General features: G+C 68.9%; 25 protein-coding genes. 15 read left to right on the forward strand and 10 right to left on the reverse strand.

What is annotated here, in order from left to right; translation table 11 throughout:
• The first annotated feature begins 14 nt into the window (after positions 1 to 14).
• Positions 15 to 1,073, forward strand: a complete 1,059-nt coding sequence (locus ACIBI5_RS48980; RefSeq protein WP_397257858.1) for a M4 family metallopeptidase — start codon at positions 15 to 17, stop codon at positions 1,071 to 1,073.
• Positions 1,074 to 1,101: 28 nt separating this feature from the next.
• Positions 1,102 to 1,248, forward strand: a complete 147-nt coding sequence (locus ACIBI5_RS48985; protein ID WP_397257860.1) for a hypothetical protein — start codon at positions 1,102 to 1,104, stop codon at positions 1,246 to 1,248.
• 14 nt (positions 1,249 to 1,262) lie between these two features.
• On the opposite strand, the gene ACIBI5_RS48990 is transcribed toward ACIBI5_RS48985, so the two are convergent.
• The 4 genes from ACIBI5_RS48990 to ACIBI5_RS49005 all read right to left on the reverse strand — a co-directional run bounded on the left by ACIBI5_RS48990 (position 1,263) and on the right by ACIBI5_RS49005 (position 3,894).
• The gene (locus ACIBI5_RS48990; protein ID WP_397257862.1) at positions 1,263 to 1,754 is read right to left on the reverse strand and encodes an SRPBCC family protein; all 492 of its coding nucleotides are present in this window, start codon (positions 1,752 to 1,754) and stop codon (positions 1,263 to 1,265) included.
• Between the two features lie 10 nt (positions 1,755 to 1,764).
• Positions 1,765 to 2,400: an SRPBCC family protein gene (locus ACIBI5_RS48995; RefSeq protein ID WP_397257864.1), complete on the reverse strand. Its 636-nt coding sequence runs from the start codon at positions 2,398 to 2,400 to the stop codon at positions 1,765 to 1,767.
• 12 nt (positions 2,401 to 2,412) lie between these two features.
• Positions 2,413 to 2,796, reverse strand: coding sequence for an ArsR/SmtB family transcription factor (locus ACIBI5_RS49000; protein WP_397257866.1), 384 nt, complete (start codon positions 2,794 to 2,796; stop codon positions 2,413 to 2,415).
• A 159-nt stretch (positions 2,797 to 2,955) separates the two neighbouring features.
• On the reverse strand, positions 2,956 to 3,894 hold the full coding sequence (locus ACIBI5_RS49005) for a hypothetical protein (protein ID WP_397257868.1): 939 nt from the start codon (positions 3,892 to 3,894) through the stop codon (positions 2,956 to 2,958).
• Between the two features lie 55 nt (positions 3,895 to 3,949).
• On the opposite strand from ACIBI5_RS49005, the gene ACIBI5_RS49010 reads away from it, so the two are divergent.
• From ACIBI5_RS49010 to ACIBI5_RS49035, 6 genes are all read left to right on the forward strand, one after another.
• A complete protein-coding gene (locus ACIBI5_RS49010; RefSeq protein WP_397257870.1) occupies positions 3,950 to 4,402 on the forward strand; it encodes a MarR family winged helix-turn-helix transcriptional regulator in 453 nt (150 codons plus the stop codon).
• Positions 4,403 to 4,908: 506 nt separating this feature from the next.
• Positions 4,909 to 5,490, forward strand: a complete 582-nt coding sequence (locus ACIBI5_RS49015; RefSeq protein WP_397257872.1) for a PadR family transcriptional regulator — start codon at positions 4,909 to 4,911, stop codon at positions 5,488 to 5,490.
• The gene (locus tag ACIBI5_RS49020) at positions 5,487 to 6,227 is read left to right on the forward strand and encodes an ABC transporter ATP-binding protein (protein ID WP_397257874.1); all 741 of its coding nucleotides are present in this window, start codon (positions 5,487 to 5,489) and stop codon (positions 6,225 to 6,227) included. Before ACIBI5_RS49015 ends, ACIBI5_RS49020 begins: the two co-directional genes overlap by 4 nt.
• Positions 6,228 to 6,232: 5 nt before the next feature.
• Positions 6,233 to 8,026 carry an FtsX-like permease family protein gene (locus ACIBI5_RS49025; protein ID WP_397257876.1) on the forward strand — a complete coding sequence of 598 codons (1,794 nt, stop codon included), beginning with the start codon at positions 6,233 to 6,235 and terminating at the stop codon, positions 8,024 to 8,026.
• 918 nt (positions 8,027 to 8,944) lie between these two features.
• On the forward strand, positions 8,945 to 9,403 hold the full coding sequence (locus tag ACIBI5_RS49030) for a hypothetical protein (RefSeq protein ID WP_397257878.1): 459 nt from the start codon (positions 8,945 to 8,947) through the stop codon (positions 9,401 to 9,403).
• Between the two features lie 779 nt (positions 9,404 to 10,182).
• Positions 10,183 to 10,506, forward strand: a complete 324-nt coding sequence (locus ACIBI5_RS49035; RefSeq protein ID WP_397257880.1) for a hypothetical protein — start codon at positions 10,183 to 10,185, stop codon at positions 10,504 to 10,506.
• Positions 10,507 to 10,935: 429 nt separating this feature from the next.
• On the opposite strand, the gene ACIBI5_RS49040 is transcribed toward ACIBI5_RS49035, so the two are convergent.
• Positions 10,936 to 12,378, reverse strand: coding sequence for an alpha/beta fold hydrolase (locus tag ACIBI5_RS49040; protein WP_397257882.1), 1,443 nt, complete (start codon positions 12,376 to 12,378; stop codon positions 10,936 to 10,938).
• 404 nt (positions 12,379 to 12,782) lie between these two features.
• On the opposite strand from ACIBI5_RS49040, the gene ACIBI5_RS49045 reads away from it, so the two are divergent.
• Entirely contained in the window at positions 12,783 to 13,136 is a 354-nt protein-coding gene (locus tag ACIBI5_RS49045) for a DoxX family protein (RefSeq protein WP_397181569.1), read from the forward strand.
• Between the two features lie 1,103 nt (positions 13,137 to 14,239).
• Here the strand turns inward: ACIBI5_RS49045 and ACIBI5_RS49050 are convergent.
• The 5 genes from ACIBI5_RS49050 to ACIBI5_RS49070 all read right to left on the reverse strand — a co-directional run bounded on the left by ACIBI5_RS49050 (position 14,240) and on the right by ACIBI5_RS49070 (position 20,535).
• Positions 14,240 to 16,096 carry a WD40 repeat domain-containing protein gene (locus ACIBI5_RS49050; protein WP_397257884.1) on the reverse strand — a complete coding sequence of 619 codons (1,857 nt, stop codon included), beginning with the start codon at positions 16,094 to 16,096 and terminating at the stop codon, positions 14,240 to 14,242.
• Complete coding sequence (locus ACIBI5_RS49055) at positions 16,093 to 18,111, reverse strand: WD40 repeat domain-containing protein (RefSeq protein ID WP_397257886.1); 2,019 nt, start codon at positions 18,109 to 18,111, stop codon at positions 16,093 to 16,095. The genes ACIBI5_RS49050 and ACIBI5_RS49055 overlap by 4 nt, the downstream gene beginning before the upstream one ends.
• 268 nt (positions 18,112 to 18,379) lie before the next feature.
• A complete protein-coding gene (locus ACIBI5_RS49060; protein WP_397257887.1) occupies positions 18,380 to 18,952 on the reverse strand; it encodes a LuxR C-terminal-related transcriptional regulator in 573 nt (190 codons plus the stop codon).
• A 267-nt stretch (positions 18,953 to 19,219) separates the two neighbouring features.
• Positions 19,220 to 20,161 (reverse strand): teichoic acid biosynthesis protein C, encoded by a 942-nt coding sequence (locus ACIBI5_RS49065; RefSeq protein ID WP_397257889.1) that lies wholly within the window; start codon positions 20,159 to 20,161, stop codon positions 19,220 to 19,222.
• Between the two features lie 203 nt (positions 20,162 to 20,364).
• Positions 20,365 to 20,535, reverse strand: a complete 171-nt coding sequence (locus ACIBI5_RS49070) for a hypothetical protein (protein WP_397257891.1) — start codon at positions 20,533 to 20,535, stop codon at positions 20,365 to 20,367.
• A 74-nt stretch (positions 20,536 to 20,609) separates the two neighbouring features.
• On the opposite strand from ACIBI5_RS49070, the gene ACIBI5_RS49075 reads away from it, so the two are divergent.
• The 6 genes from ACIBI5_RS49075 (at position 20,610) to ACIBI5_RS49100 (ending at position 25,171) form a co-directional block, all read left to right on the forward strand.
• Complete coding sequence (locus tag ACIBI5_RS49075) at positions 20,610 to 21,200, forward strand: RNA polymerase sigma factor (protein WP_397257893.1); 591 nt, start codon at positions 20,610 to 20,612, stop codon at positions 21,198 to 21,200.
• Complete coding sequence (locus ACIBI5_RS49080; protein ID WP_397257895.1) at positions 21,193 to 22,173, forward strand: CU044_5270 family protein; 981 nt, start codon at positions 21,193 to 21,195, stop codon at positions 22,171 to 22,173. The genes ACIBI5_RS49075 and ACIBI5_RS49080 overlap by 8 nt, the downstream gene beginning before the upstream one ends.
• A 241-nt stretch (positions 22,174 to 22,414) precedes the next feature.
• Positions 22,415 to 22,885: a GbsR/MarR family transcriptional regulator gene (locus tag ACIBI5_RS49085; RefSeq protein ID WP_397257897.1), complete on the forward strand. Its 471-nt coding sequence runs from the start codon at positions 22,415 to 22,417 to the stop codon at positions 22,883 to 22,885.
• The gene (locus ACIBI5_RS49090) at positions 22,882 to 23,742 is read left to right on the forward strand and encodes an ABC transporter ATP-binding protein (RefSeq protein ID WP_397257899.1); all 861 of its coding nucleotides are present in this window, start codon (positions 22,882 to 22,884) and stop codon (positions 23,740 to 23,742) included. The genes ACIBI5_RS49085 and ACIBI5_RS49090 overlap by 4 nt, the downstream gene beginning before the upstream one ends.
• Positions 23,739 to 24,437: a fluoroquinolone transporter permease gene (locus tag ACIBI5_RS49095; protein WP_397257901.1), complete on the forward strand. Its 699-nt coding sequence runs from the start codon at positions 23,739 to 23,741 to the stop codon at positions 24,435 to 24,437. Before ACIBI5_RS49090 ends, ACIBI5_RS49095 begins: the two co-directional genes overlap by 4 nt.
• On the forward strand, positions 24,434 to 25,171 hold the full coding sequence (locus tag ACIBI5_RS49100; RefSeq protein ID WP_397257903.1) for an ABC transporter permease: 738 nt from the start codon (positions 24,434 to 24,436) through the stop codon (positions 25,169 to 25,171). The genes ACIBI5_RS49095 and ACIBI5_RS49100 overlap by 4 nt, the downstream gene beginning before the upstream one ends.
• The last annotated feature ends 25 nt before the right edge of the window (positions 25,172 to 25,196 follow it).

Raw genomic sequence — 25,196 nt, forward strand, 5'->3', positions numbered from 1 at the left:
CCGGAAGGTGCATCGTGAACATTCCCGTCTATGCGGCAACAGCGGTGATGATGGCCTTGAGCCTCAACCCGACGCATGTCAGGGTCCCCGCCTACGGCTATCACAACGGCACGGTGTTGATCGACATCACCTTGGAGCGCGCCTATCACAGCCTGGTCGACCCCTTACGCCCCGGTATCTCGTGCTCGACCCACTACCCCACTCCCCTCAAGATGCCGTTCGACGTCCCGATCGGCTCCGGAAGACCCTGGGGCCGCAACTCCGTCACCGCCTGCGGCGACCTCATGTACGGCGTGCAGCGCATGTGGGACATGCTGCGCGACTGGCTGGGCCGCGACGGCATCGACGGCGTGGGCGGCGGCGTCCCGGCCCGGGTCGAGTGGAACCCGCCCGCCCCGGTTCCTCCTCCCGTCGTCGACTTCGTCTTCCGCCGCGACGCCGACAACTTCCCAACCTCGCTGGATCTGGTGGGTCACGAGTACGGCCACGTCGTCTACCGCACCACCCCGGGCGGCGCCGGCGAAGACAACGAGAGCCACGGCCTCAACGAGGGCGCCGCCGACATCTTCGGCACCCTCACCGAGTGGTACGCGAACAACACGGTGGACCGGCCCGACTACGTGATCGGTGAAAGCCTCGAGCTGCCCAGCGGCCTGCCGCTGCGCCACACCTACGATCCGAGCCTGGATGGCCATCCCGGCTGCTACAGCGACCAGATCCCCGACGCCGAGGCCCCCGCCGCCTCCGGCCCCCTGCGCCACTGGTTCTACCTCCTGGCCGAAGGCAGTCACCCCGGCGGGGGCAACCCGGCCAGCCCGATCTGCGCCGGCGGCCCCGCCGCGGTGAGCGGCATCGGCATCCAGAAGGCCGGCAAGATCTTCATGGGCGCGCTCAACCACAAGACCCACTCCTGGCGCTACACCAGCGCACGCTCCGCCTCGCTCGCCGCGGCCATCGCGCTGTACGGCCCGCTCGGCCCCGAATGCGCCACCGTCCAAGCCGCATGGGACGCCGTCAATGTCCCTTCCCAGCCCGATGATCCCTCCTGCGCACCCCCGCACCCCGGCACCTGACCCCGCCCAGGCTGCTGGACAACGCCCGATGAACGTCGAGCCCACCCCTGCCCAAGTGGCCCTGCGTGCGCGGGTCACGCGGTCGGCCCGCGGCCTGGAGACGCGGGCCGCGCGGCACCGCCAGAGCACGGTCGCCGATCGCGGGCCGGGCGTGCGGTGGGTGCGCGAGCCATGATGCTCAGACCCAGCTCAGTTCGTCCCTTGGCGGACGTCCGTCCCGTGCTCGGCGAACGCCTTGAAGTCCTCCATGTGCTGCTGCGACTGCTTGCGGAAAGAGCCAGGCATCACAAGCCCCACCAGCCGTAGCAGCAATCCGTCGAACCGGAAGTCGCTCTCGCTCTCCCACAGCGTGGTGTCCGGACCGGCTGCGATCAGCCGGTCGCGCTGGGTCTGCCACATGCCCTCGCCGACGATCTCGCGGTCGTAGTGCACGACGACAGAACTGGGGATGGCGTGCAGGTCTTCAGGTTCCAGGCGCGTGATGGTCTCGGTGACCTCCATCTTCTGCTTCCCCATGTGAAACACGACTCGCGAGGTGGTGCCGAGCCGGCCGTGCGCTCCGTCCACCGGCTCGTGCAGTTCCAGGCCTCGCAGCCACTTCGGCAGGTGCGCCGGGTCCGCGAGCATCTGGTGCACCTTCTCCCGCGGCAGGGCGATCTCGATCGAGGTGGTGTACTTCATCAGGCGTTCCCTACGGGGCGTAGAACGTGGTGGTGGCCTTGACGGCGGCCGCCACGTGATCCGGATCGCCACCGGCGGCCAGGTGAGCTTCGCCCCATGCCGCAGCGCTGCGCCGCACGAACTCGCGCCCTGTGGGCGAGGTCTGGAACTCCTCGTGATCGAGGGTCTCGCCGTCTGCCAGGAACCGGGCCAGGGTGAGGAGATGCAGGTCCCAGCCCACACCGCCGGCACCGGGGCCGTAGGTCGGGAACATGGGCTCCCCGACTGCCGCCGCGTGGACCAGTTCAAGCTCGGTGTCCCCGGCAGGGCCCGGGGACAGGCGCACTTCGACCTCGCTTGTGCCCGGCCACTCGTCGGCGTCCGGCCCGAAGAGCCAGGACACCCGCAGCAGACGCGGCGGCTCGCACCGGAGGATCTCCCCGTGCTCACCGCCGTCCAACGCGAACGACCCGCCGAGCCGTAGGTCTCCGGTGACCGCCTTCAACCAACGGCCCAGCCGCTCAGGGTCGGTGATGGCGTTCCACACGTCGTCGACCGGCGCGTCGTAGCGACGCCGCAACTCCATCGTGTACGCGTCGCCGGCGGGCAGGGTCGCTGTTCCCATCGTCCGGCGCGCAGCGGCCAGTTCGTCCAGTACGTCCTTCATGTCATGTTCCTTTCACTGGCGGATCGGCCTTGCCGACGTCGGTGCCGTGTCGGGCTGCCGACCGGCCCGGGATCGGGATGCACGCCTGCCTCGGGCCAGCTCGGTGCCCAGGGCATCGAGTCGCTGATCCCAGAACCCGCGGAACCGGTCCAGCCACGCGTCAACCTCGCTCAGCGACGTCGGGTCGACGGCATAGAACCGGCGAGCCCCCTCGGCCCTGACCGACGCGAACCCGTTCTCACGCAGAACGCGAAGATGCTGGGAAACAGCCGGCTGGGACAGCGCGAACTCAGCCCGGATCACGTCCGTGATCGCCCCAGAGGTCTGCTCACCCTCGGCGAGCAGCTCCAGAATGCGCCGGCGCACCGGGTCGCCGAGAACGTCGAACGCGTGCACGAACCAGAAATATACCAGGCTGGACTTATATAAGCCAGGACTGGTACTTCCGCCTTGCCCCAGATGTCGACGCACATCGACACCCGGCAACCCCATCGATGCGGGAGTCCTCGCTCGTCGGCGTCGGTCATCTTCCTCTCACCCAGCGACGCGGGGACCTCAGGCCTGCGCTTCGCCGAGGATGATGCCGCCCACGCCCAAGGCCGGGGCGTAAGGGTTGTCCGAGCGCTGGGCGACCGTGAAGAACACGGCGCGCCGCCTGCCGTCGGCGACGGCTGTCGGCTTCCACACTCCCGCGTCGTGCCACGGCGTCCCGTCGATGGTGCGGACGATGTGCCGCGCCGGCTTCCACGAACCGTGGGGACTGCCGCCCCGGGCTCTCCACAGGCCGTGCTCGGGGGTGAAGACGGAATCGAGTGGATGCCGGGAGGTGATCAGGGCGAAGCCGTCGCCATCGTGCGCGACGAGCGCGTCGAAGCGATTCGACTCCGGTTGCCCGCGCCTGCGCCAGCCGCTGATGCCGTCGCCGCTCTCGGCCGACCCCGTCGACGGGCGCCCGTCGACGGCGAGCCCGGCCGTGTAACGCAGCAGCCAGGCTCCCTCGTCATAGAGCACGTTCGGCTCGAGAACGGTGCCGCGTTCCCATGGATGGCTCGCGGTGAAGACCGGCTCGGGATGACGCACCCAGCGAGTGCCATCCCATTGCAGGAAGCCGATCTGGTACGGGCCGTACAGGCTCCCCCACTCCGCGGAACTGGCGTAGTAGATCCGCTCGATCACCGCGCCGCCGGCGTCGCGACCTCGAGCGTAGGACGGGCAGTGGTAACCGGTGGCGTCCCACGCGCCGCTTGGCGGCGGTTCGGCCAGCCTGGCCGCTTGGCGTGGATCGTCGGGGCTCGTGATGATCTGCCAACCCGCGTCCAGCTTGGACGATTGAGCGGCGTACAGGTGAATGACCCTTTCCTCCGCTTGCATGCCGCCGAGAACCATCCACCAGCGGCCGTCACGACGGGTGACGCCCGGGTCTGCCACGGTGTCGAGGTTCCGTAGATGGGCCAGGCCTTTCCCGGTCGCACCGCCGAACACCAGGTTTTTCATGTCGATACTCCGTACGATGGTCGAACATTTCGATTTCATATAGTACGATCATCGTATGGAAGAGGCAACAGATCCCGTGATGGCGCTGATGGGGTTGCAGCAGCGGGCTGCGGCGCTTGGCACCGTCCACGCCGAGCAGATCGCCCGCCGGCTCGGCATCACCGCGACCGACCTGAAGTGCCTGTTCCTCCTGCTGCAACGGCCGCACACGCCCCGCGAGCTGGCGGCCGCCCTGCACCTGACACCCAGCGCGATCACATCCGTCATCGACCGGATGGTTGGGGCGGGGTTCGCGCGACGCGAGCCGTCGCAGACCGATCGGCGGCGCTATCTGGTCACCGCTGTGCCGGATCGTGCGCAACAGGCCATCAAGCTGTACACGCCGCTCTTCACCAGCATGCGCCAGGTGCTCGCACACTACGACGACGACCAGCTCGCGACGCTGCGCGACTTCGCCCAGCGCACGGTGGATGCTTTCGAGGAGCTGACGACGCGGCCGCAGGATTGACGGGTCAATTGCGCCCCACCAGGATGAGGCCGGGCATCAGGGTACGGGTGCGCGGCCGCCACCGCGGCCAAGCCGGCCTCGGCCCGCCAGGCAGCACTGCCGCCGGGCTACCAGATCGTCACGCTACCCAACGTCAACGTCCCCAACTTCCAGCACCGCACGCTGCTCTGCCCCGGCACCAAGCGCGTCCTCGGCGGCGGCGCGGACATGTACCGATCACCACCCGGCGCGATGTCGGCTGGCGGCACCGGGGCATCATCCCGCCGCGGCTGGACACCCTCACCCGGCAGGCGTCGATCCGGCTACTGGGCGACCTGATCGGCCCGACCCCACGCCACCGACCACGGCGCGCTGGACGCGCACGAACTCGGCGACCTGCCGCTCGCCTTCACTCAGGCCGGCGCTTACATCACCCGCACCCCACAACGCCCTCTAAGTCAACGAGTCGCGGTTTGACACCTTTCATAGGTAACCGCTATCTATTAGCCAACCGTTAGGGGGTTGGTGTGCAGGACGCGGTGCTGGCGATGCTCGCCAAGGAGCCCTCCCACGGCTACCACCTGCACGCCCGGCTACGCCGCAGCCTCGGCCCGCTGGGCGAGTCGATGAACCGTGGCCAGATCTACGTGACGCTGACCCGCCTGGAACGGGCGGGCCTGGTCGCCTCCGCGCGGGAGGACGGCCTGCCCGAGCGGCCCGAGCGCAAGGTGTACGCGCTGACGCCGGCCGGGCAGCAGCGGGTCGCCACCTGGCTGGCCGAGGTGGGCTGGCCGAAACCGGACCTGGCGGAGTTCCACCTCAAGCTCGCCGCCGCGGCGGCGGCCCGGCTGGCCGACCCGGTGGAGCTGGTTGCGGCGCAGCGACGCGAACTGCTGCGCCGTCTGCGCGAGGTGCAGCAGGCGGCGCTGGCCGAACCGGCGGGATCGGGCGCCGGCCTGCTCCTGGAAGGCGTCGTGCTGCGGCTGCGAGCGGACCTGCGCTGGCTGGACGCCTGCGAGCACGCCTGGTCGGGCGCCTGGCTCAAAGCCGGTTCCGGGGCCGGTTCCGCGGAAGATCCCACAGTAGAGGACGAGGTCGAGGGCGGATGAACATGTCGGAGGCCGCATTGCTGGCCCACGGCCTGGTGAAGACGCACGGTCACGGTCAGAGCCGGGTCCGCGCCGTCGACGAGGTCGACCTGGAGGTGCCCCGGGGACAGACGCTGGCCGTCATGGGGCCCAGCGGCTGCGGGAAGTCCACCCTGCTGCACCTGCTGGGCGGGCTGGAGCGGCCCACCGGCGGCGAGGTGTGGCTGGCCGGGCGGCGCATCGACACGCTGAGCGAACGAGCCCTGGCACGCCTGCGGCGCCGCGCGGTGGGCTTCGTCTTCCAGGCCTTTCACCTGGTGGAGGAGCTGTCCGCGGCCGAGAACGTGGAACTGCCCGCGCTGCTGGCCGGACGCTCGCGCAGCCAGGCCAGGCGGCGCGCGAACCTGCTGCTCGACCAGGTCGGCCTCGCCGGGCGCGCCCGGCACCTGCCCTCGCAGCTGTCCGGCGGCCAGCGCCAGCGGGTCGCCGTCGCCCGTGCCCTGGCCAACGACCCGCTGGTCGTCCTGGCCGACGAGCCGACCGGCAACCTCGACACCGCCGCCACCCTCGACATGCTCCGGATCTTCCAGGAGTTGCGGTCCTCCGGGCAGACCCTCGTGATCGTCACCCACGACGAACGGGTGGCCGCCACCGCTGACCGGCTCGTCTCCATGCGCGACGGGATGTTCGTCGACGACACCCGGCTGACCGGCGCTCCCTCGCGCGGTCTCGGCGGGCTGATCGGGCTGGAGGGCTGAGCGCCGTGGGCTCGGTCGCACTCGTGGTCCGCCTCGTGCTGGCCGACCTGCGCCGGCACAAGGCGCAGGCCGCGATGCTCCTGCTCGCGGTCACCGTGGCCACCGCCACCCTGGCGTTGGGCCTGTCCCTGCGCGGTGTGAGTGACGCGCTGTATGAGCAGACCCGGGCGGCCACCGTCGGCCCGGACGTGGTGGCGCTGTCCGGCGTCACCGGCGCCGAAGCGACCGAGGCGCTGGCCTCGCTGGCGGAGTCTCCCGAGGTGGTCGCCCACCACGGCCCGTACCGCATCGTCTACGCCGATCTCACCGCGCGCGGCTCGCTGTCCTCCCCCGTGGTCGTGCACGGCTTCGCCGCCGAGCGCGGCGCGATCGACCAGCCGCTGGTGACCTCGGGTGCGTGGGTACGCGCCGGAGGCACGGTCCTGGAACGCGGCTTCGCCACCGCCCTGGGCGTCGGCGTCGGGGACCGCGTGATCATCGCCGGCCGGGCGTACCCCGTCGTCGGGATCGCCGTCACCGCGGCCACCTCGATCTACCCGTGGGCGGCGCAGATCGGCCCGTACGGCGGCGCGAGCGACTACAGCGGCCTGGCCTGGATGACCCGGGCGGACGCCCGGGCACTGGCGGCTTCCCGGGACCTGCCGGTGTCGCTGGCCCTGGACCTCAAGCTGCGCGATCCCGCCGCCACCGAATCCTTCCGCGAGGCGCACCGCGGTCTCCCGGGCAGGATCAACTTCCACTCCTGGCAGTTCAAGGCCCGCCAGGACGCGGTCATCCTCAGGAACAGCCAGCCGATCCTGGTGGCCGGCAGCTGGCTGCTCGGCTTCCTGGCCGTCGCCGGGGTGGCGGCGCTGGCCGCGGGACGCGCCGTCGAGCAGACCCGCAGGGCCGGGCTGCTCAAGGCCGTCGGCGCCGGACCGGGGCTGATCGGCGCGGTCCTGCTCACCGAGTACCTGGCGCTGGCACTGGCCGGCGACGCGCTGGGGCTGGTGATCGCCCGCCTCGCCGCGCCCGTGATCGCGAGCCCCACCGCCAGCCGGATCGGCGACGCGGGCGGGCCGGAGGCGGGCACCGTGGTGGCGGCGACCGTCCTGGCCGTGGCGGTGGCGGTGCTGTCCTCGCTGCGTCCCACGGTGCGGGCCCTGCGCACGGCGACCGTCACGGCGCTGGCCGGCACCGCGCACCGGCCCCGTCACCGGCCCTGGCTCACCGCGCTCTCGTCGTGGCTGCCCACGTCGCTGCTGCTCGGGCTGCGGCTGACCGCCCGCCGGCCGGGCCGCGCGGTCCTGCAGGCGTGCTCAACCGCCACGACCGTGGTCATGATCGTCGCCCTGGTGACCCTCCACGCCCAGCCGGACCGTGGCTACGGCCTCGACGGCTCCTCCGCCCTGCCCAACCTGCGGGGCGTGCACGACCGGCGGCTGATGCTCGCCGTCACCGTCCTGCTGATCACGCTCGCCATCGTGAACACCATCACGTTCACCTGGACCACCGCCATGGAGGCCCGCGCGAACATGGCCATCGCGCGTACGCTCGGCGCCACCCCGGGCCAGATCGCGGCGGGACTGTCCACCGCCCAGATCCTGCCCAGCCTGCCCGGCGCCGTCGCCGGCGTCCCGGTGGGCATCGGCCTGCTCTCGCTCTTCGCCGCCGGGAACTCGACCGGGCCGCCCGCCTCCTGGTTGACCGGCGCCGCGCTCGCGACCGTCCTGGCGACGGCGGCACTCACCGCGCTGCCCGCCCGTCTGGCCGCCCGCCGGCCCGTGGCCCGGGTCCTCAGCGCCGAATCGGCGACTTAGAGGGAGTGGTGTTGGGGTGGTCGGGGCCGAGGTCAGGAGGCCCGGCTTTGATTCGAGAGCCTACCGCGGCTCTCTCAGGTGCCGCCCTTCATCGAGGCGAGGACGTCGACACCGTCTGGATCCACCGCCCCGACTTCGTGGCGTTCCTGGGCACCGCCCTTCATCGAGGTCGTGCGGCGTGTGAGGAAGGCACCGGTGGCATGGCGCCGCCTCACCGTTCGAGGCTTGGTCAGAAGCTCTATCCCGGCCCACGGCCAGCGAGCTACGACGAGAACAGGCGGGACTCCGTGAGACTGGAGGCCGCCCGCACCTGCGATGTTGCCCTGGTCAGCGACCGGAACCGCTACTCAAGATCGAGTGCCACCTGCGGGGGACCGTGCAAACGGGCACCGCAACGAACTGCGGGAAGCGAAAACGACCGTGGTGGTTACGGATGATATTCGGCTGAGGCCAGAGACCTGAACGGCGATGGCGGCGCCAAAGAGAGGGCGCCATGATCTTGACTAGCGGCGAGAGGTAGTTGCTGGGCGTCCGGGACGCAGTTGGGGTGCCGGCGCGTACCGGCCTATGTCGCGTACACGCGAGAGACCACCGAGCGATCATGCGTCCTTGACGTTCGGTTCTGTCCGGCTGACGCTCGCACATCTTTGCGTCCCCTCGGTGCAAGGTCACGGTCGTTAGAAGCTGAGCACCCGCTCAAATCAGGTTGAGCGTTCGCTCAGACGAGAGTGATCGACACCTGAATACCTCCAGGTCAGGTTAGGTGGACGAATTGTCGGCACCCACAGCGTTGCCGACGCCGACGCGCGCCCGGGGCGCGTTCAGATATACCCCCGACATACCACGTTCTGCTGAACTGCCACGGAACGCGCCAGATAGCCGACGAAGCGGAAAGGCAGGTTCATGAGAACACCAATCATGTCAGCCGCGCAGAGAATCGCTACAGGGCTGGCCCTGTCCGTCATCGCCTTAGGCACCACAGTTATCGTCCCGCAAGCGGCTTCGGCATCCCCGGGCTACCTGTATTCCAAGTGGGGCGCGAACTGCAACAAGGGTGACACGAAAAGAGCGTACGAGACCTCCATCTCCCGCCACCACTACGACGAGCAGCACATCCGCATGAACTGGGGATACCCCGAGGGAAAGAGCGTCGCGCGCCAGCGGGCCTACAACCGCGCGCGCGTCGAACCGTACTGCGTGAGAGGGCAGGGCCCCGGCGTCTGGAAGTGGCATTCGCACTACTACGGCATCGCGAGCGGAAAGGTAAGCCGACTGAAGATCGGCTACCACATGTGCAGCCGCGCTGGAACTTGCAGCAAAGCACACAAAACTACGTACGGGACATGGCGAGCGGGCTGGACCCACGAAAAGGTGTGACAAAAGACGTTCCATCACCCCCGAGTAGGTGTCGCATAGGCCTACCGACGACCTACATCACCAAAGAGTCCCTCTCCCATCCCCGCCCGCCGCAACACACATGATCAATTATGGCTGGGAGCAGCGGGAGTGGCCAGGACCCGCTGGATGATCACGAGCGTGGTTCCCTCGCCTGACCACGCTCGACCATCCCGATAGCGCGCCACCGGGCATACTTCCGAACCACCCGATGAGCACGCGATCACGCTGTGCCACTTCAGGCTTTCAGTCTTCGTAGACGTACCTGGTTACGAATCTGGCGACAGCCAAGATCAGCTCTGCAACCATCTCCGAAACGTCTCCTTCTGCTCAGCCACGGTTCCGACATGAGCGAGATCGGCTGGCTCGAAGATATCAACGTGGGAGGAGAGTCGGAGGTGCGTGGCTTTATGGGGGCATACGCATATCTCCCGCGCGCCATCTGGCGTTGTATAGGCGAGGGGTAGACATCTCTCCGCGCACCGTTGCACAGGAGGAGCCCTCGATTTCGAGCTCTTTTCGGACAATGACCATGCATTCAAAAGGTCGTTACTCAAAGCATTAATGACGCGCCCGTCTGCCCCTATCAGATTGACAGTCGCCCTCCTTTGGTCGAGAAGGAGATTGGGACCTCTTCGCGCGAATCTTCTCGCATGCCCGGACCTGCCGGCCGAAGCGACCTGGACGCCCGCCCACGGTGCGTTCTATCCGCGCTCGTGCTGCGCCTGGTCCGGGAGAACCCGTCCTGAGGCCACCCGGGGGTGCACGGCGAACTCACCATGCTCGGCCTTATGGTCGCGCCGTCCACGGCCTGGGAGATCCTCAAGCAGGAAGGCATCGACCCGGCACCTGAGTGGGCGGCCGATTTCCTGCGCTCGCAAGCCGACGCTCTTCTGGCTTGCGATTTCATGGAGACCGTCACCCTGAGCGGGCAGCGCCAGTACCTTCTGGCCGTCATCGAGCACGCCAGCAGGCGCGTCTGTGTGCTCGGCACCACCGCCCACCCCACCGCGGCATGGGTCACCCAGGCGGTAAAAACCTCGTCCTGGATCTGGAGGACGCGGGCTGCCGGGCACGGTTCCTGATCCGAGACCGGGGCGGCAAGTTTCCCACTCTCGTGGAGGAGATTCTCACCGGTATCCGGATGCCACGGATGAACTCCATCATGGAGCGGTGGGTGCAGACCTGCCGTCGCGAACTTCTGGACCGATGTCCGCTCTGGAAGGAAGGCCATCTACACGACCGGCCGGCGGAATCTTTCACGACTACTCACATGTCGCTTGAACTGCACGGATGTAGCTTTCGGCAGGCGCAAGGTCCGTCGACATCAACTCGCTACCGCCACTGACCGATTGGATACTGCTCAGGGACGAGACACAACAATCAGGTACATTGCCCCGTCTCAAGTCGGCTTTCCATCCTGTGAGCCACGCGAACCACGATTACGCAGAGCTACCTTGCCCCTGGTGTGGCGACCCGGGCGCCGGGCCTTGATGTACGAACGTCGCCGCAGGTCACTCGGCGGGGCAGGTCGTGTCGGGTGGTGGGAGCTTCAGATCGGTGAGGTACGCGGTCATGTGTCCGATCACGCACTTCTGGCCCGTCGCCCACATAACGTGGCCTGGCCCCTCGTAGGTGACGGTCACCGAACCCGGGATCATATCGGTGAGGGTCCGGGTCGTCGCCACGTCGGTGTACGCGCTTCCCACACCCAAGGTCGGCGGGAGGGCATCCGCCGGGAGCGGGCGGGGCGGGTTGACGACCTTCAGGGGCCAGCCCGCGCACCCGAGGCCGTCGAACCGGGTGGACCCGAGATTCGGCATGGCCTTCTCCGCCGCGCGACGGTAGGTCCGCAGGTTGTCATAGCCGGTGAACCCGCGACCGTCGCCGCAGCTCATCGCCAGGAGGCCGGGCGCGGACCAGAGACGGGTGTTGGTGATGACCCAGGTGCCGAAGCCGGACCCGTCCCCACGCCGCGCCTTGTCGAGCGACTGGGCGAAGACCAGCCAGCTCTTGTGGTTCTCGCCCGGGAGGGCCGGGAAGGCGAACTGCCGCAGCATCCATCCGGTCATCTCGCCCTTGCCGAACATGGGAGAGGTGGCGGGGATCGGCTTGCGGTCGGCCTTGCGGACGAACGCGCGCCAGACCGCTTCGGCGTCCTCGCCGTGCAGCGCGCAGTCGGGGGTGTCCGCGCACCAGGTGACGAACTCCTCGAACTTCTCCTCAAAGACAGCGTGGAACCGGAGCACTTGGTCGTCGAACCCCGCGGTCTGGTTGATCACGCCGTCGGCGTACAGGGCCCGGATCCGCTGCGGGAACAGGCGGGAGTAGGCGACGGCGGGCACTCCGCCGTAGGAGGAGGCCAGGAGGCTCAGCCGCTCCTCACCCAGCGCCTCCCGGATCGCCTCCATGTCCCTGGCCATCGCCATGGAGTCCACGTGGGCGAACAGTCCGGTGGCGTCCGCCTTCTGGCAGGCGCGGAACGCCTTGGTCAGCGCGGCGGTCTGGGCGGCGTACCGCTTGCGGCTGGGAGGGTCTTCCAGCTCGGTGCCGGGCTTCCAGCAGACCTTAGGCATGTTCGTGTGCCAGAGCTTGGTGCGCGGTCGGTAGAAGACAAGGTCGAAGCGGCTGCCCAGGTCCTTGAGGTGGTGAGCTGCCTTCACGTCAGTGATGCCATCCCCCCCGGGTCCGCCGGGGATGCTCAGGATGCTGCCGATCCGGCGGGCGGGTTCGGTGGCGGGCAGCCGGGCGAGCTCCAGCCGGATCTTTCGCCCGCCGGGCTCGGCCCAGTTCACCGGTACGTCGAGGGTGGCGCACTCGGTGGGCGCGGGGAATTCCTTGTCCGCGCACTTCCCCCAGGTGAGCCGTCCGGGCTCGGCCGCAGCAGGGAACGAGGCCGCTGGCGAGAGCGCTGCCGTGGCCGCCGTGACGGCGAGGACCGCCAAAGCATTCCTCACGACCCTCACCTCAGCGCTCCGGGTCTCGTCACACGCCGGAAGCGTTCGGGCAATCCTTGAGTGATCATGACTTTCATCCTCGGACGGACACGGCCGGGAATCGTCGTCCTCCTGGAGGATTGTCGACTGGGAGTCTGCTCCCCAGCCATCTACAACCTCAGAAGGACGTCCAAGCTTGCGGTCTTGTACCCGAGAGCCGAGGTTCGGCCATATGTCTGAAGAGCGGCCCGCGTACCGACCTGCCGGTGGCGCGCCAGGCCATCTCGTCATGAGGATGCAGGGCGACGCCGGCCGCTGCGGAAAGCGGAATGAACGTCCTGAGCGATCGACGACCTGACATCTCATGCAGTCATTTCGTCAGATCTCTGAGGAACCTTGAATTTTTGGATGCCCTGGGAGGGCCGATGTTCGCCGTCTACGCCACGGTCACGATCTTCGCTGCGCTGCTGTTCGGCAGCGCGTCCGTCGTCTACCTGATCGGCCACGAGTTTCCCAAGGCACAGCAGGACATCAAGCGTCTGCCACGCTCCTGGGTCCCGGTGCTCGGCATGATGCTGGCGGCGGGATCCTTGGGGCTTCTGGGCGGCTTTGCCGTCCCTGTGCTTGGTCTGCTCGCGGCCTTCAGCCTCGTGCTGTACTTCCTCGGCGCGCTGCTCGCCCACCTGCGGGTGGGGTCACGCAAACTCGGGAACTGGGCGGGGTTCTTCGGCACGGCGGTAGCTGCGCTGGCCATGAACCTCGCGTACCACTGGACGTGATCGTGTCCCGCTCGGAACATGGGTTCGCCGAATGATCAGTGGCCGGCTGCAAGACCGCCTACGACAGGCCCCGCCCACACAGCGACCTGCATCATCACGCTGACCGGCGACAGCGCCGCCAATGAGTCCCTGCGAACGGCAAATGGGCACCCCAGGGTGCCCATTTGTCTGGTGCCCCTGCGGAATCTGCTTCGAGGGTGGAACCGATGCCGAGGTCGCCCGCCGGATGATCCGGCGGGGGTCCTACACCTCGGTCACCGATCTCGAACGAGCCCTCCAGACCTGGATCGACACTGCGCCTGCCGACGATCCCGTCCAGCCAGGTCATGGCCTTGCGCGGTTCAGGGCGGCATAGGCGGTCTCCACCCGCCCAGGCAGGAAACCGTGTGCGGCATGATGATCGTTCGTGCTTCTTCGCCTGGCCTATCTCACCGTCACGAACGCTTTCGCCGCGCTACGGCTGCTACCGATGAGTGATCGCGACAAGGACGACGAGATTCTCGCTCTACGCCACCAGGTCATGGTCTTGGAACGGCAACTCGGCGCCGATGTACGGGTGAGGTTCGCCCCCGAAGACCGCTTCTTCCTGGCGGCGCTCCCGACCTCACTGCCCCGAGCCGCCCTGCGTCGGCTGCGGCTTGTCGTCCGACCAGACACCATCCTGCGCCGGCACCGCGAGATCGTGAAACAGCAGCATGCCCGTACCTGCCGGCCGAAGAGGCGAGGGCGCCCACCCACAGCCCGCTCCATCCGCACCCTCATCCTGCGTCTGGTCCGAGAGAACCCATCCCGGGGCCATCGGCGCGTACACCGGGGAGCTCACCACACTCGGCCTCAAGATTGCACCATCCACGGTCGGGGAGATCCTTCAGCAGGAAGGCATCGACCCAGCACCCGAGCGAGCCTCCACCACCTGGGCCGGCTTCCCACGATCACAAGCCGATGCACTCCTGGCCCGCGACTTCATCGAAACCGTCACCCTCAACGGACAGCGCCACTTGGTGGGGTGCCGAAGGAGTACCGGCATGTCGCCTGACCTGCCTGGATGATTACTCGGCACCCGCAGGGCAGCCGATCTGGACTGGTGTCCAGCTCAGCGGCCGTCACACCCACGGCGCGGCGAGCAACTGACCGGTCATGATGTCGAACACCGCGTGAACCATCCGCGTCTCACGATCGGCGACGGTCAGGAGACCGCCGCTCAGCCCCAGTTCGATCCACTGTGACTCCGCTTTCAGGTCGAACGGCGCGCGCAACGGCCGGCCCGTGGCCAGGTTGATGACCAGCCCGGTCCCGTCAAGCTCGAACACGGCGATGGGCACACATCCCACCGAGCCGACGACCATCGAACCCAGCTCTCCCGGGCCGTCGTATCCATGCCGCGGGCCGAAGGCCAGGCTGCCCGTCCTCGTGCCGGTGGCCAGGTCAATGACCCAGATCGCCGAACGGCCCATGGCCAGGGCGACCGGCTTGCCGTGCAGGCGTGCCACGCCCAGGTCCCGCAGGCGGCCCGGCAGACGGAGGGCCGGGTGGGCGACCCGCCCGGCCCGGTCCCAGAACCGCACCGTGTCCCGCTTGCCGCCGTCCCCGGCCGCGATGATCAGCTCGTCGGAGAGCGCCACCTGGCCGACATGGCTGGAGAAGCCGTGCAGCGGCCTGCCGCGTTCCCTGCGAGTGCGCAGGTCCCAGACCCTGACGACCGGGGAGAAGGCGCCGCCGCCGGTGACCACCGTGGTGGCGTCGGCGGCGATCGCCCGCACGCCGGCGTCCGGCGAGACAGGCTCACCGACGGACTCCCCGGTCGCCGGGTCGACCACCTGCCACCCACCCACGTCACGAATCGTGACGGCGAGGTGCCCGGCCGGAACGAGCCTGGTCATCCGGTCTGCTGATGAGCCGTGCGCGACCGCGACGGCCCGCCCGGTGTCAAGGTCGAAAGAGCGCAGCGCGTTGTCGGCCCCGCCCGTGACCACCAGGCTCCCCTCGGCGGCCAGCGTGGTCACGTGTCCCGGCACGTCGAAGAAGGTGCGCCCGGTCCCCCTGACCGGGTCCCAGGCGGTGATCCTGCTGCGGTCCTCGTGACCGTCGAGATCGAGGTCTTCGCCGGCGCCGGGCTGCTCCTCCAGCCTGAGCAGCACGGAAGTGCCGCGGTGGGTGGCCATGGCGCTGGAGTCGCCCTTGAGTGCCTCGGTCACGTCCACCGCCGTGCGCCATTCGCGCGAGAGGAGGTCCCAGGCGAGCACGCCCCGATCGTGGGTCGGCAGGAGCACGGAGGGGCGGCCGTCGATCGTGGTCACCTCGGCGGCCATCGTGTTGGGCGGCTCTGGCCGCGAGCGGAGGGCGAGGGTCCTGCCCAGCTTCTCGCGGGTACGCAGGTTCCACACCACCAGTTCGGCCTCGGCCTCGACGATCATGACGGGCACGCCGTCCAGGCTCAGGATCGCGACCGGACTGCCGCCGGTCGGCAGGGCCGTGCCGACCGGGCGGCCGGTCGCGAGGTCGAACAGCCCGATCTCATCGCCGCCACCGGTGGTGACCGCGGTGCCGTCCAGCTCGCCGACGACCAGGCGCGGCCGGTCCTCATGGAGGGACACCTCGAGTGTGAGGCCTGTCAGAGCCGGGTGACGGAGGTCCACTGTCCGCACGCCGCCGTCCTGCGCGCCGTCGGTGATCAGCAGGTACGGCGAGGCGTAGGCGATGGGTGCCCGGCCGGGCATCGGCACACCGGCGGGCCGCAGCGTCGCGGCGTCCCACACCCGGACGGTGCCTTCGCTGCCGGCACTGATCACGATCTTCCTGCCGTCCAGGGAGCCGATGAGTACCTGGGTGATGTCCAGGTGGCCGGTCAGTGCCGTCAGCGGCGGCGCCGGCCGCGTACAGGACCGGTGCGCGGCGGCGCCGGCGGCGGGGAACAGCACGAGCAGGAGGAGCGCGGCGACGGCCCGCATCGTCCGGTTCACGGCGTCAGCCGCCAGAACCAGAACTCGTCGTTGACGTCCGCCACCAGGAGCACCGGGCTGCCGTCCAAGTCGCCCAGGGCAACCGTTCGCGGCATCGGAGCACGGAGCCCGGCCGTCACCGGCTTTCGCGCGGTCAGGTCCCACAGGCGCACGAGATGCCGGTCGCCGGAGACTTCCGGCGTGGTGTGGACGACGGCGACCGATCTGCCGCCGGCTTCGCCGAACAAGATCGGGACGCCGCCCAGGTGCAGCGCCCGGCCGAGGGGCAGGCCGGTGCCGGTGTCGTGAAGGTGGGCCCAGCTCCAGTACTCGTGATGGTGAGTGAGAACAACCGGATGGCCACGGACGTGACCGGTCAGCACCCTCAGGTCCTCCTCCATGTCCGCGTCGCGCAGTCCCCTCGGGTCAAGGTCGATCGCCGGGAGCTCACGCTTGCCGTGCGGGTCCCAGACGCGCAGGACACGGCCGCCCTTCCTGCCTCGGCCGCCCGCTCGGTAGATGGCCACCGGCCGGTCGTCCAGGCGGTCCAGCCACACGCCGTCGCCGGTGGTGTCCAGGTCGAGGTCGAAGTGGTCGAGCCGCTGCCCGGTGGCCAGGTCCCAGGTCGAAAACCGTGCCCGGTCCGACCGCGCCTCCCTGGCCACGACCGCGGGCGCGCCGGCGCGCCGCAGGAGCTGGAAGTCCCCCAGGCCCCGGATCGTGCGGATCTCGGTCAGGGCCGACAGGTCGACGACCGTCAGGTCCCGGTGGGACACGATGGCGACCGGGGCGCCGTTCAACGTGGTGACGGCGAGGCCACGAACGTCTACCCCCTTCACGTCGGAGGGCGCGGGATCGGGTGCGAACCTGAAGGACCTGCGCAGGATGGTGCGCCTGCGCAGGTCCCACAGGCGCAGGAGGCCGTCGCCGTCGGCGGTCAGTGCGATCGGCCTGCCGTCGACGGTGGCGCGCGCGATGGACTTCACGGCACGGATGGGACCGGTCGGCACCGTCCGTCCCAGCTCCCGTCCGGTGGCCGGGTCCCACAACCTGACCGTGTTGTCCGCGCTCCCGCTCAGCACGGCCGGAACGTCGTTCAGCGTGCCCATGGCCAGCGCGGTGACATCCAGCACGTGGCCGGTGAGCGTCCGCACGCGCCGCTGAGTGGACATGTCCCACACCGCCACCCTGCCGCGCACGTCGGTCCGCTCACCGGCGACGACGAATCCGCCACCGGCGGCGAACGCGGAATAGGAGACCTCGTCGAGTCCGGCGAAGTAGTTGTGCGGGAACCTCCTGTCGTCCAGGTCCCAGGAATGGAGGGCGCCGTTGGCGATGCCGAACACGGTGGTGGCGCCATCCGCGGTCACGACCTCGATCGTGCCGGACCTGCTCTCATACGGCCCCACGTCATCGCTTTCCACCGGCTCCGACCAGCGGTGCAGGGGCGGCCCGGCCCGGCGGCCACTGACGGGGTCCCACACACTCAGCGAGCCATGCTGAGCGATCAGCCGCGATCCCCACGCGGCCAGGGCCGGCGGTGGGACCGGCCCCCTCTTTCCGTGGGCGACGCTGAAGCTCCTGACCGCCGATCGGGTACGCAGACTCCAGACCGAGACGAGACCCTTGTCCGTGCCCGTGAACAGGGTGTCGCGGCCGAAGGCGAACGCGGCGATCGGGCCCGGCACGCTCAGAAGGCGTTCGCGGGTCTCCAGATCCCACAGGCGCCCGCCGTACCCGCCCGTGGTGAAGACCGCGGGACGCCCGCCGATCTCCACGTATCCCGCCCGCGTACCGGCCAGAGGTTCGGCGGCGGGCCGGAAGGAGGGAAGCTTCCACAGGCGCACGCTCCCCTCGCGACCGGCGCTGATGGCGATGGGCTCGCCTTTCAGCCGGCCGAACGCCACCGAGGTGAGGTCACCGTGCCCCGTGGTCCGCAACACCTGCCGGGCCGACACCCCGATCGGCTCGCCCGCCGGTGGCGTGACGGTGAGGCCGGTCAGGAGGACGGCCGCCAGGAGGGTCCGCGCCGTCATCGGGCCGGGCCGCACGTTAACCGGAACGGCACGATGACGGCACCGAGTGATCTCATGTTTCCTCCGCTGGAAGTCCAGGGCTCTGACCGATCGCACCTTGGGGGAGTGGCCGGTGATCTCGGTTCGCCGTTCTACACCTCCGCTCAGGTGGGCTTTACTCAAACACTTGCGGACTGCGTCCGCAAGGAGATGGGCGATGTGCCGGATCGTCGGGCAGCTTGGAGAGGCACAGATCGTCGGAGGCCGCGATGCGCAAGCGCGGGAGCTGTCAGAGCCATCCTCGATGCTGGGCGATCAGTGCGGCGTGGACCCGGTGGGTGGCCCGCATCGTGATGAGGAGCTTGGCCACATGTCTTCGGTAGGTGCGTACGGCGATGCCCATGCTGCGAGCGGCGACCTCGTCTTTGGCGACGGTCGCCATGAGCCGGAGGATCTGCCGTTCGTGGTCCGACAGGACGATCGCGTCCGCGGATTCGAGGTCGGTCGCGTGGGCCCACACCCCTTCGAACAGGTCGGCCAGGGTCGCCACGGCTCCGGGCTGCCGGATCATCAGGGTGCCGCCCCCGGGAGTGTTCGGCGCCGCCGGGATGAAGGCGATCGCCCGGTCCAGGATGACCATCCGTTGAATCGCCTTGTCGGTGATGCGATGCCGGTCGCCGGCCGCGTGCAACCTGCCGCAGTGGGCGGCGGCGGCCGGATTCTCCAGGAGCCGGCGCGGCACGATGGTGCGCCGGCTCATACCGGCCTTCGGCAGGTCGGCGCCTGCGGGGATCTGTGCGGACGGTATGTGCCGGTGGCAGGCGTGTACGGCCAGCACCTCGGTGGCCTCGCCCGACAGCATACGGACCAGGTTGTCCAGCCGTGCGTCATCGTCGATGTGCTCCGTGACATGGAATGACCCGATGGAAAGCACCCCGCTGATTTCACCTGTGGCGAGACCCGCAGCCCTCGGCGGAGATCGTGTGCCCGCCCCCGGTGGTCCACATCGCGGGGGAAGGGCAGATCCGGGCGTCAGTATGTCCATCGCCGCCTTCCGGGTCAACAGTGGATCTTCCGGACTCATGTGAGCCCGGAAGAAGTCGAGCGGGCGTGGCCCGGCTCTCCGGTTTCAGACGAGTTTGCTCTTGTACACGATGCTGACCAGGCGCGCGCCCGCCCTGCCCGCGGCCAGGCCGTAGCAAAGACGCGGTTGGCCGCCCGCGATCTGGATGGCCATGCCCTCGGGCTCGCGGTAGTCGAGCGACTTGGCCGCCGCGGTGAAGCGCCGTTCGACCTGCCGGCCGGTGACCAGGCTGACGCTGGTCAGGTGGGTGTTGCCGGGTGGTGGGTTGGCTGGGCCGTACGCGTTGCCGTCCAGGAGGTAGAGGTGGTCCTGGTACATGGTGTAGCCCTGGAAGGTGCCGAGCCCCGGCGGTTGCTCGGCCTGCCCCAGCGAGACAGGGTTGCCGGCCTTGAGGGCGTCGAGGTCGTACACGGTGAACAGGACGCCGCCGTTGAGGCGATAGCGCATGACCAGCCGGTTGGTGGACGGGTCGATGGCGCAGGTGGTGCTGGTGGCTCCCGGAACGGGGGCATACTTCACGATGGACGCCGACCTGGTCGTCAGGGTCGTTCCGCTGACGAACGGGAACCGGGCGATCTTACGGCCCCACGCGTTCTGGCCGTCACTGGCGCCGTCGGTCTCGGTCCACAGGTACGCCAGGGAACCCACCGGCTCGACGGCGATCTGCACTCCGTGCCCGAAGCCCATTAAGTACATGTGGCCGAGGACGGCGCCGCTCAGGCTGAGCTTGGTGACGCACAGGTCGCCGGCCCGCGCCGAGGCCGCGCCGTTCTTTACCTGCGCCGTGTAGATGTGGCCGTTGCGGTTGTCGAAGGCCAGCGACTGCAGGACCGTCTGGTCTTTGAGCGGTTTACGCCAGAGGAGACCCGTGGGCGGACCCGTCAGATCGAACCGCCGGCCGGCCGTTCGCGCCTGAGCCGGAGAGGGGCCGGTGATCCCCGCCGCCAGGGCACCCGCGCCGGCGGCGATCAGACCTCGCCGAGTCATCGACGTTCTTTCTGCCGAGGGAAGGAGCACTTTCGTTGCCTCGCTGATCTTCGTGGGCGATTTCTCAGCGAAGCTAGGACGTGCATTCGGGGAGGGCGAGGCGAAATGACTGATCTGGCAGCAAGCTGCCAATACGGTCATCACCGCGTTCAGCACTTTTCAGGAGCCGATCCATCTGCGACGGACACGGCGCCTGCCGACACCTACCTCCGCCCAGCGGGGCTCAGCCGCATCGTCGCCGACCACGTGGCGAGCTGGCCGGCCACGGCCACGAGGTCGCCCAGCAGGCCGACCACCGTTTCGAGCTCTTCCTTGACGTACTGCTCCGCGGGCTGTCGGCGCAGGAGTCCCGTCCGTGAAGTGACGCAGATCACCCATCAAACCGCGAACTTACGCCGGCCGTCCGGGCGAAAGCGGGAGAACCGGCGCATGAGGACGGGAGCAGCATGTGATCGCCGAAGAATCCGGCAAGGCCGACGACGCCGAGCTGATACGACGGTCAGAGCGCGATCCGGAGGCCTTCGCCGACCTGTTCACCAGGCACGCACCCGCATTACGGCGCTATGTTGCCCGGCGGTTGGGCCCTTCCCTGGCCGACGACATCGTCTCCGACACGTTTCTGACCGCGTTCCGGCGTCGCGGCCGCTACGACCTCAGCCATCCTGACGCGCGTCCCTGGCTGTACGGCATCGCCGCCCGGCTCGTCAGCCGGCATCGCAGAGTGGAGATCCGGTTCTACCGGGCCCTGGTCCGCAGCGGTGTCGACGAGATCGCCGAGCCGTACGCCGAACGCGTCGACGACTGGGTGGCCGCGCGACAGGCCGGGCTCGCGGAGGCTCTGATGGAGCTGTCACCCGGGGACCGTGAGGCGTTGTTACTCGTGGCCTGGGCCGACATGTCCTATGAGGACGTGGCCCGCGCGCTGGATATCCCGATCGGCACCGTCAGATCCCGCCTGAACCGGGCCCGGACCAGGACACGCCGGGCACTCGGCGGATCCAACCCGGCGATGACGCGAAAGGAGTCTTCGGATGGATGAGCTGCGATCGTTGCGCGAATGGCGCGCCGATGTACCCGAGCCCGGCGCGGAGTGGATCATCCCGGAGCGGCGGCGGCTGCTGACGCGGATTCGGGGGCGCGGGAGGGCGCTGGGACGCCGGCTGCTCGCGGTGGGGGCGGTGGGGGCCGCGGTCACGGTCGCGGTCGCGACTCTTCGGCCGCAGTCTCCCCTTCAGGAGCCGTCGGCTCCACCCACGGTCGTCCAGTTCGACTCCACTGTGGTGCTGGCCCGCGCCGCAGAGGTGGCGGGCAGGCGCGAGAGCGCCCCGGTGCCGCTGGCGACGCAGTGGCACTACACCAAGACCCTGGACAAGCAGCCGAACTCGGACACGGCCGAGCCCAGTGAGGGGTGGCAGCGTTATGACGGAATGCAGGCCGCCAGCTTCGATGAAGATGGACGACTGCACGTCGGCCCTGAAGAAAACCCCCTGGATGCGGACGACGACGACCTGACGCCGCAGCAGTACGACGCCAAGCTACGCGAACTGCCGACCGACCCGAAGAAGCTCCTGGCCAAGGTCACGGGTGACCGGCACTGGATCAAGGGGGCCCGCGAGGAGGGGGTGCCCGACAGCGTCACGCCTGACGACATCCGGGCGTACCACGTGATCATGCTCTATCTGAGCAGGTACGGCTCGATGCCACCGCGGCTGGAGGCTGCCATGTTCCGTGCTCTCGCGCTCATTCCCGGCGTCCGGATCGAGCAGGGTGTGAGCGACGCCGCCGGTCGTAGCGGGCTGGGCGTCTGGTTGGAGGGGCCCGGCGACGCGCAGCCGTACCGTCGATACGAGATTCTGGACTCTGCCACCTACCGCTACCTGGGCATGCGGATGGTGTGGCTGCGAGATGACACGCACCCCGGCATGCCGGAACCCGCCGCCCGCAAGGGAGCGGTGTGGAGTACGGCCCTGCTGGCATCGCGGATCGTCGACCGTCCAGGCCTGCGGGGCTGAGCTCGTCACGCGGGAGCGTCGGCGGCTCGCCCCATTCGTGGGCAGCGGGAAGGCTGCACGACCTCCTCGATCGGGCCGCCGCTCCTGGCCCAGCGCATATGCGGCGTCGAGGGTGTCGGCGCGGATCGCGTGCGAGGCGCAGTGATCTGGCGATCCTCTCTCGTGCCGAAGCCTGTGCACGCACAGATTGAATTTTCAGTAAATATTGAAAGTTCAGTTCGTTAGGGCCTATCTTCGCCGTATGGAGAGGACAGCGCTGCACGACTACGCCGACGAGATCGGCGCGTGGATAGAGGATCTCGGGCTCCCGCGCATGGCCGGGCGCGTCCTGGGCTGGCTGATGGTCTGTGAGCCCCCTCATCAGTCCGCCGACGAGCTGGCCGAGGCGCTGCAGGCCAGCCGCGGCGCCATCAGCATGTCGGTGCGAATGCTGATGGGCGGCGGCTCGGTGGAGCGCCACCCGGTGCCCGGGTCGCGCCGTACCTACTACCGGATCCGGCCGGGGTTCTGGCTTCGCGAGGCCGAGGACAAGGCCCGGATCGCGCGCGAGTGGCGCAAGACCACCGAACGGGGGCTGGAACTGCTGGGCGATCGCAGCGAGGAAAGCCGGCGGCGCATGCAGGAGGCGCACGACATGTACGCCTTTCTGGAGCAGGAGTACGGCCGCATCAAAGATCGATGGCTGGAACATCAAGCGAAGAAGGAAGAATGACCGTTGTCGAGGTCAACGAGCTGACCTTCACCTACCCGAAATCGGCCGAGCCCGCGGTGAAAGGCATGAGCTTCACCGTCGACCAGGGCGAGGTCTTCGGCTTCCTCGGGCCCAGCGGCGCCGGGAAGTCGACCACGCAGAAGATCCTCACCGGGCTGCTCACCGGTCATGGCGGGCAGGCCACGGTCTGGGGGAAGGAACCCGCCACCTGGGGCAGCGACTACTACCAGCGCGTCGGCGTCTCCTTCGAACTGCCCAACCACTACCACAAGCTCACCGCGCTGGAGAACCTGCGGTTCTTCGCCTCCCTCTACCGCGGGCCGACCGAGGACCCCATGGAGTTACTGGACCGCGTCGGCCTGGCCGAGCACGCCCACGTCAGGACCGGGGCCTACTCCAAGGGCATGGCCATGCGGCTCGTCTTCGTCCGGGCCCTGCTGCACCGGCCGGAACTGCTCTTCCTGGACGAGCCGACCTCCGGCATGGACCCGGTCAACGCCCGCCGGGTCAAGGACGTCATCCGCGAGATCAGTGCCGAAGGCCGCACCGTTTTCCTCACCACCCACGACATGACCACCGCCGACCAGTTGTGCGACCGGGTGGCGTTCGTCAACGAGGGCACGATCGCCGCCCTCGACACCCCAGCGGAGCACAAGGTCAGCCGCAGCCGGCGCCTGGTGCGTGTCACCTACCGTGACGGCGACCAGCTGTCCGACAAGGACTTCCCGCTGGACGGCTTCGCCGACGACCCGGGCTTCCGCGCGCTGACCGCCGACCACCACATCGAAGCGCTGCACAGCCAGGAGGCCGGCCTCGAAGACGTCTTCATCGACGTCACCGGAAGGACCCTGGCATGAGGGCCGCGCTGCTCCTCGACTTCCGGCTGCAGCGCCGTTACGGATTCTGGCACGCCACGGCGTTCGTCATCCTCATCTGGATCGGTGTGCTGTGGATGGTGCCGGACAACCTGCTCGGGGCGGCCATGCCGTACCTGCTGATGGCCGACCTGGAGTTCTTCATGTTCTTCACGGCCGGAGCGCTGTTCTTCGAGAAGGGCGAGCGGACGCTGTTCGCGCTGCTGATCACCCCGCTGCGGTTCGGTGAATACCTGGCGGCCAAGCTGCTGTCCATGGCCGCCCTCGCCTTCCTCACCTGCGCCGTCGTGGTGCTGGCCGACTACGGGCCGGGCTTCGACCCGCTGGCCCTGCTGGCCGGAGTGACGGCGATGACGCTGCTGATGGCGCTCGCGGGCTTCGTCACCGCACCGCTGTTCCCGTCGGTCAGCGAGTGGCTGATGCCCTCCACCATCGTGATCGCCGTGGCCAACCTGCCGCTGCTGGACTACTCGGGGCTGGTGCCGCACTGGGCGTTCTACCTGAGCCCGACCGAAGGCGTGGCCCTGCTGCTCGGGTCGGCCTTCCACCAGGTGTCGCTCACCGGCTGGCAGGTGGCCTACGCCGTGTTGTATCCGGCCCTGTGGATCGCGCTGCTGTGCCGTACCGCCCGATGGGTCTTCGACCGGCACGTCGTGACCAGGGAGGGCGGGCGATGAGGCACATGATCGCGGCCTTCTGCCGCAACGACGTGCGGACCGTCGGCCGGGACTCCCTGCTGGTCGGGGTGCTGCTCGGACCTTTCCTGTACGCGGCCTTCCTGTGGTTCCTGCCCGCGGCCACCGCCTTCGCCGACCGGCAATGGGCGTTCGACCTGAACCCCTACCGGTCCCTGATCGTCGGCGCGTTCTGCGTGATGGGCCCGCCACTCCTGCTCAGCGCGGTCATGGCGCTGCAACTGCTGGACGAACGCGACCAGCGCACGCTGTCCGCGCTGCGCGTCACCCCCGTCCCGCCGGGACTCTATCCCCTCTACCGGGCGGCCATCACCGGTACGGTCACAGCGCTCATGATCGTCGCCTCACTGGCCGTCTCGGGGACGCTGACCGCTCAGCAACTGGGGCGGAGCATCCCGGTGGCCATCGTCGCCGGGCTGCTGGCTCCGGTCATCGGCTTCCTGATGGCCTCCCTCGCACGTAACAAGGTGGAAGGACTGGCGGTGATGCGCGTGCTCGGGCTGACGGTGTTCACCATCCCGTTCATCCCGTTCTTCTTCCTCCACCAGCCGTGGCACCTCGCCTTCGGAATCCTGCCGCCGTACTGGCCGCTGCGCGCGTTCTGGGCGCTCATGGACGGCGGCGCCTACTGGCCGTATCTGCTGGCCGGGCTCATCTACAACGCCCTGCTCTGCCTGGTCCTTCTCAAAACGCTGACCCGGCGTATGGCCAGATAGGAACCCCTACGGAAAAGAAGGGCCG

Source organism: Nonomuraea sp. NPDC050540 (genome assembly GCF_044457485.1).
Classification (GTDB): Bacteria; Actinomycetota; Actinomycetes; order Streptosporangiales; family Streptosporangiaceae; genus Nonomuraea.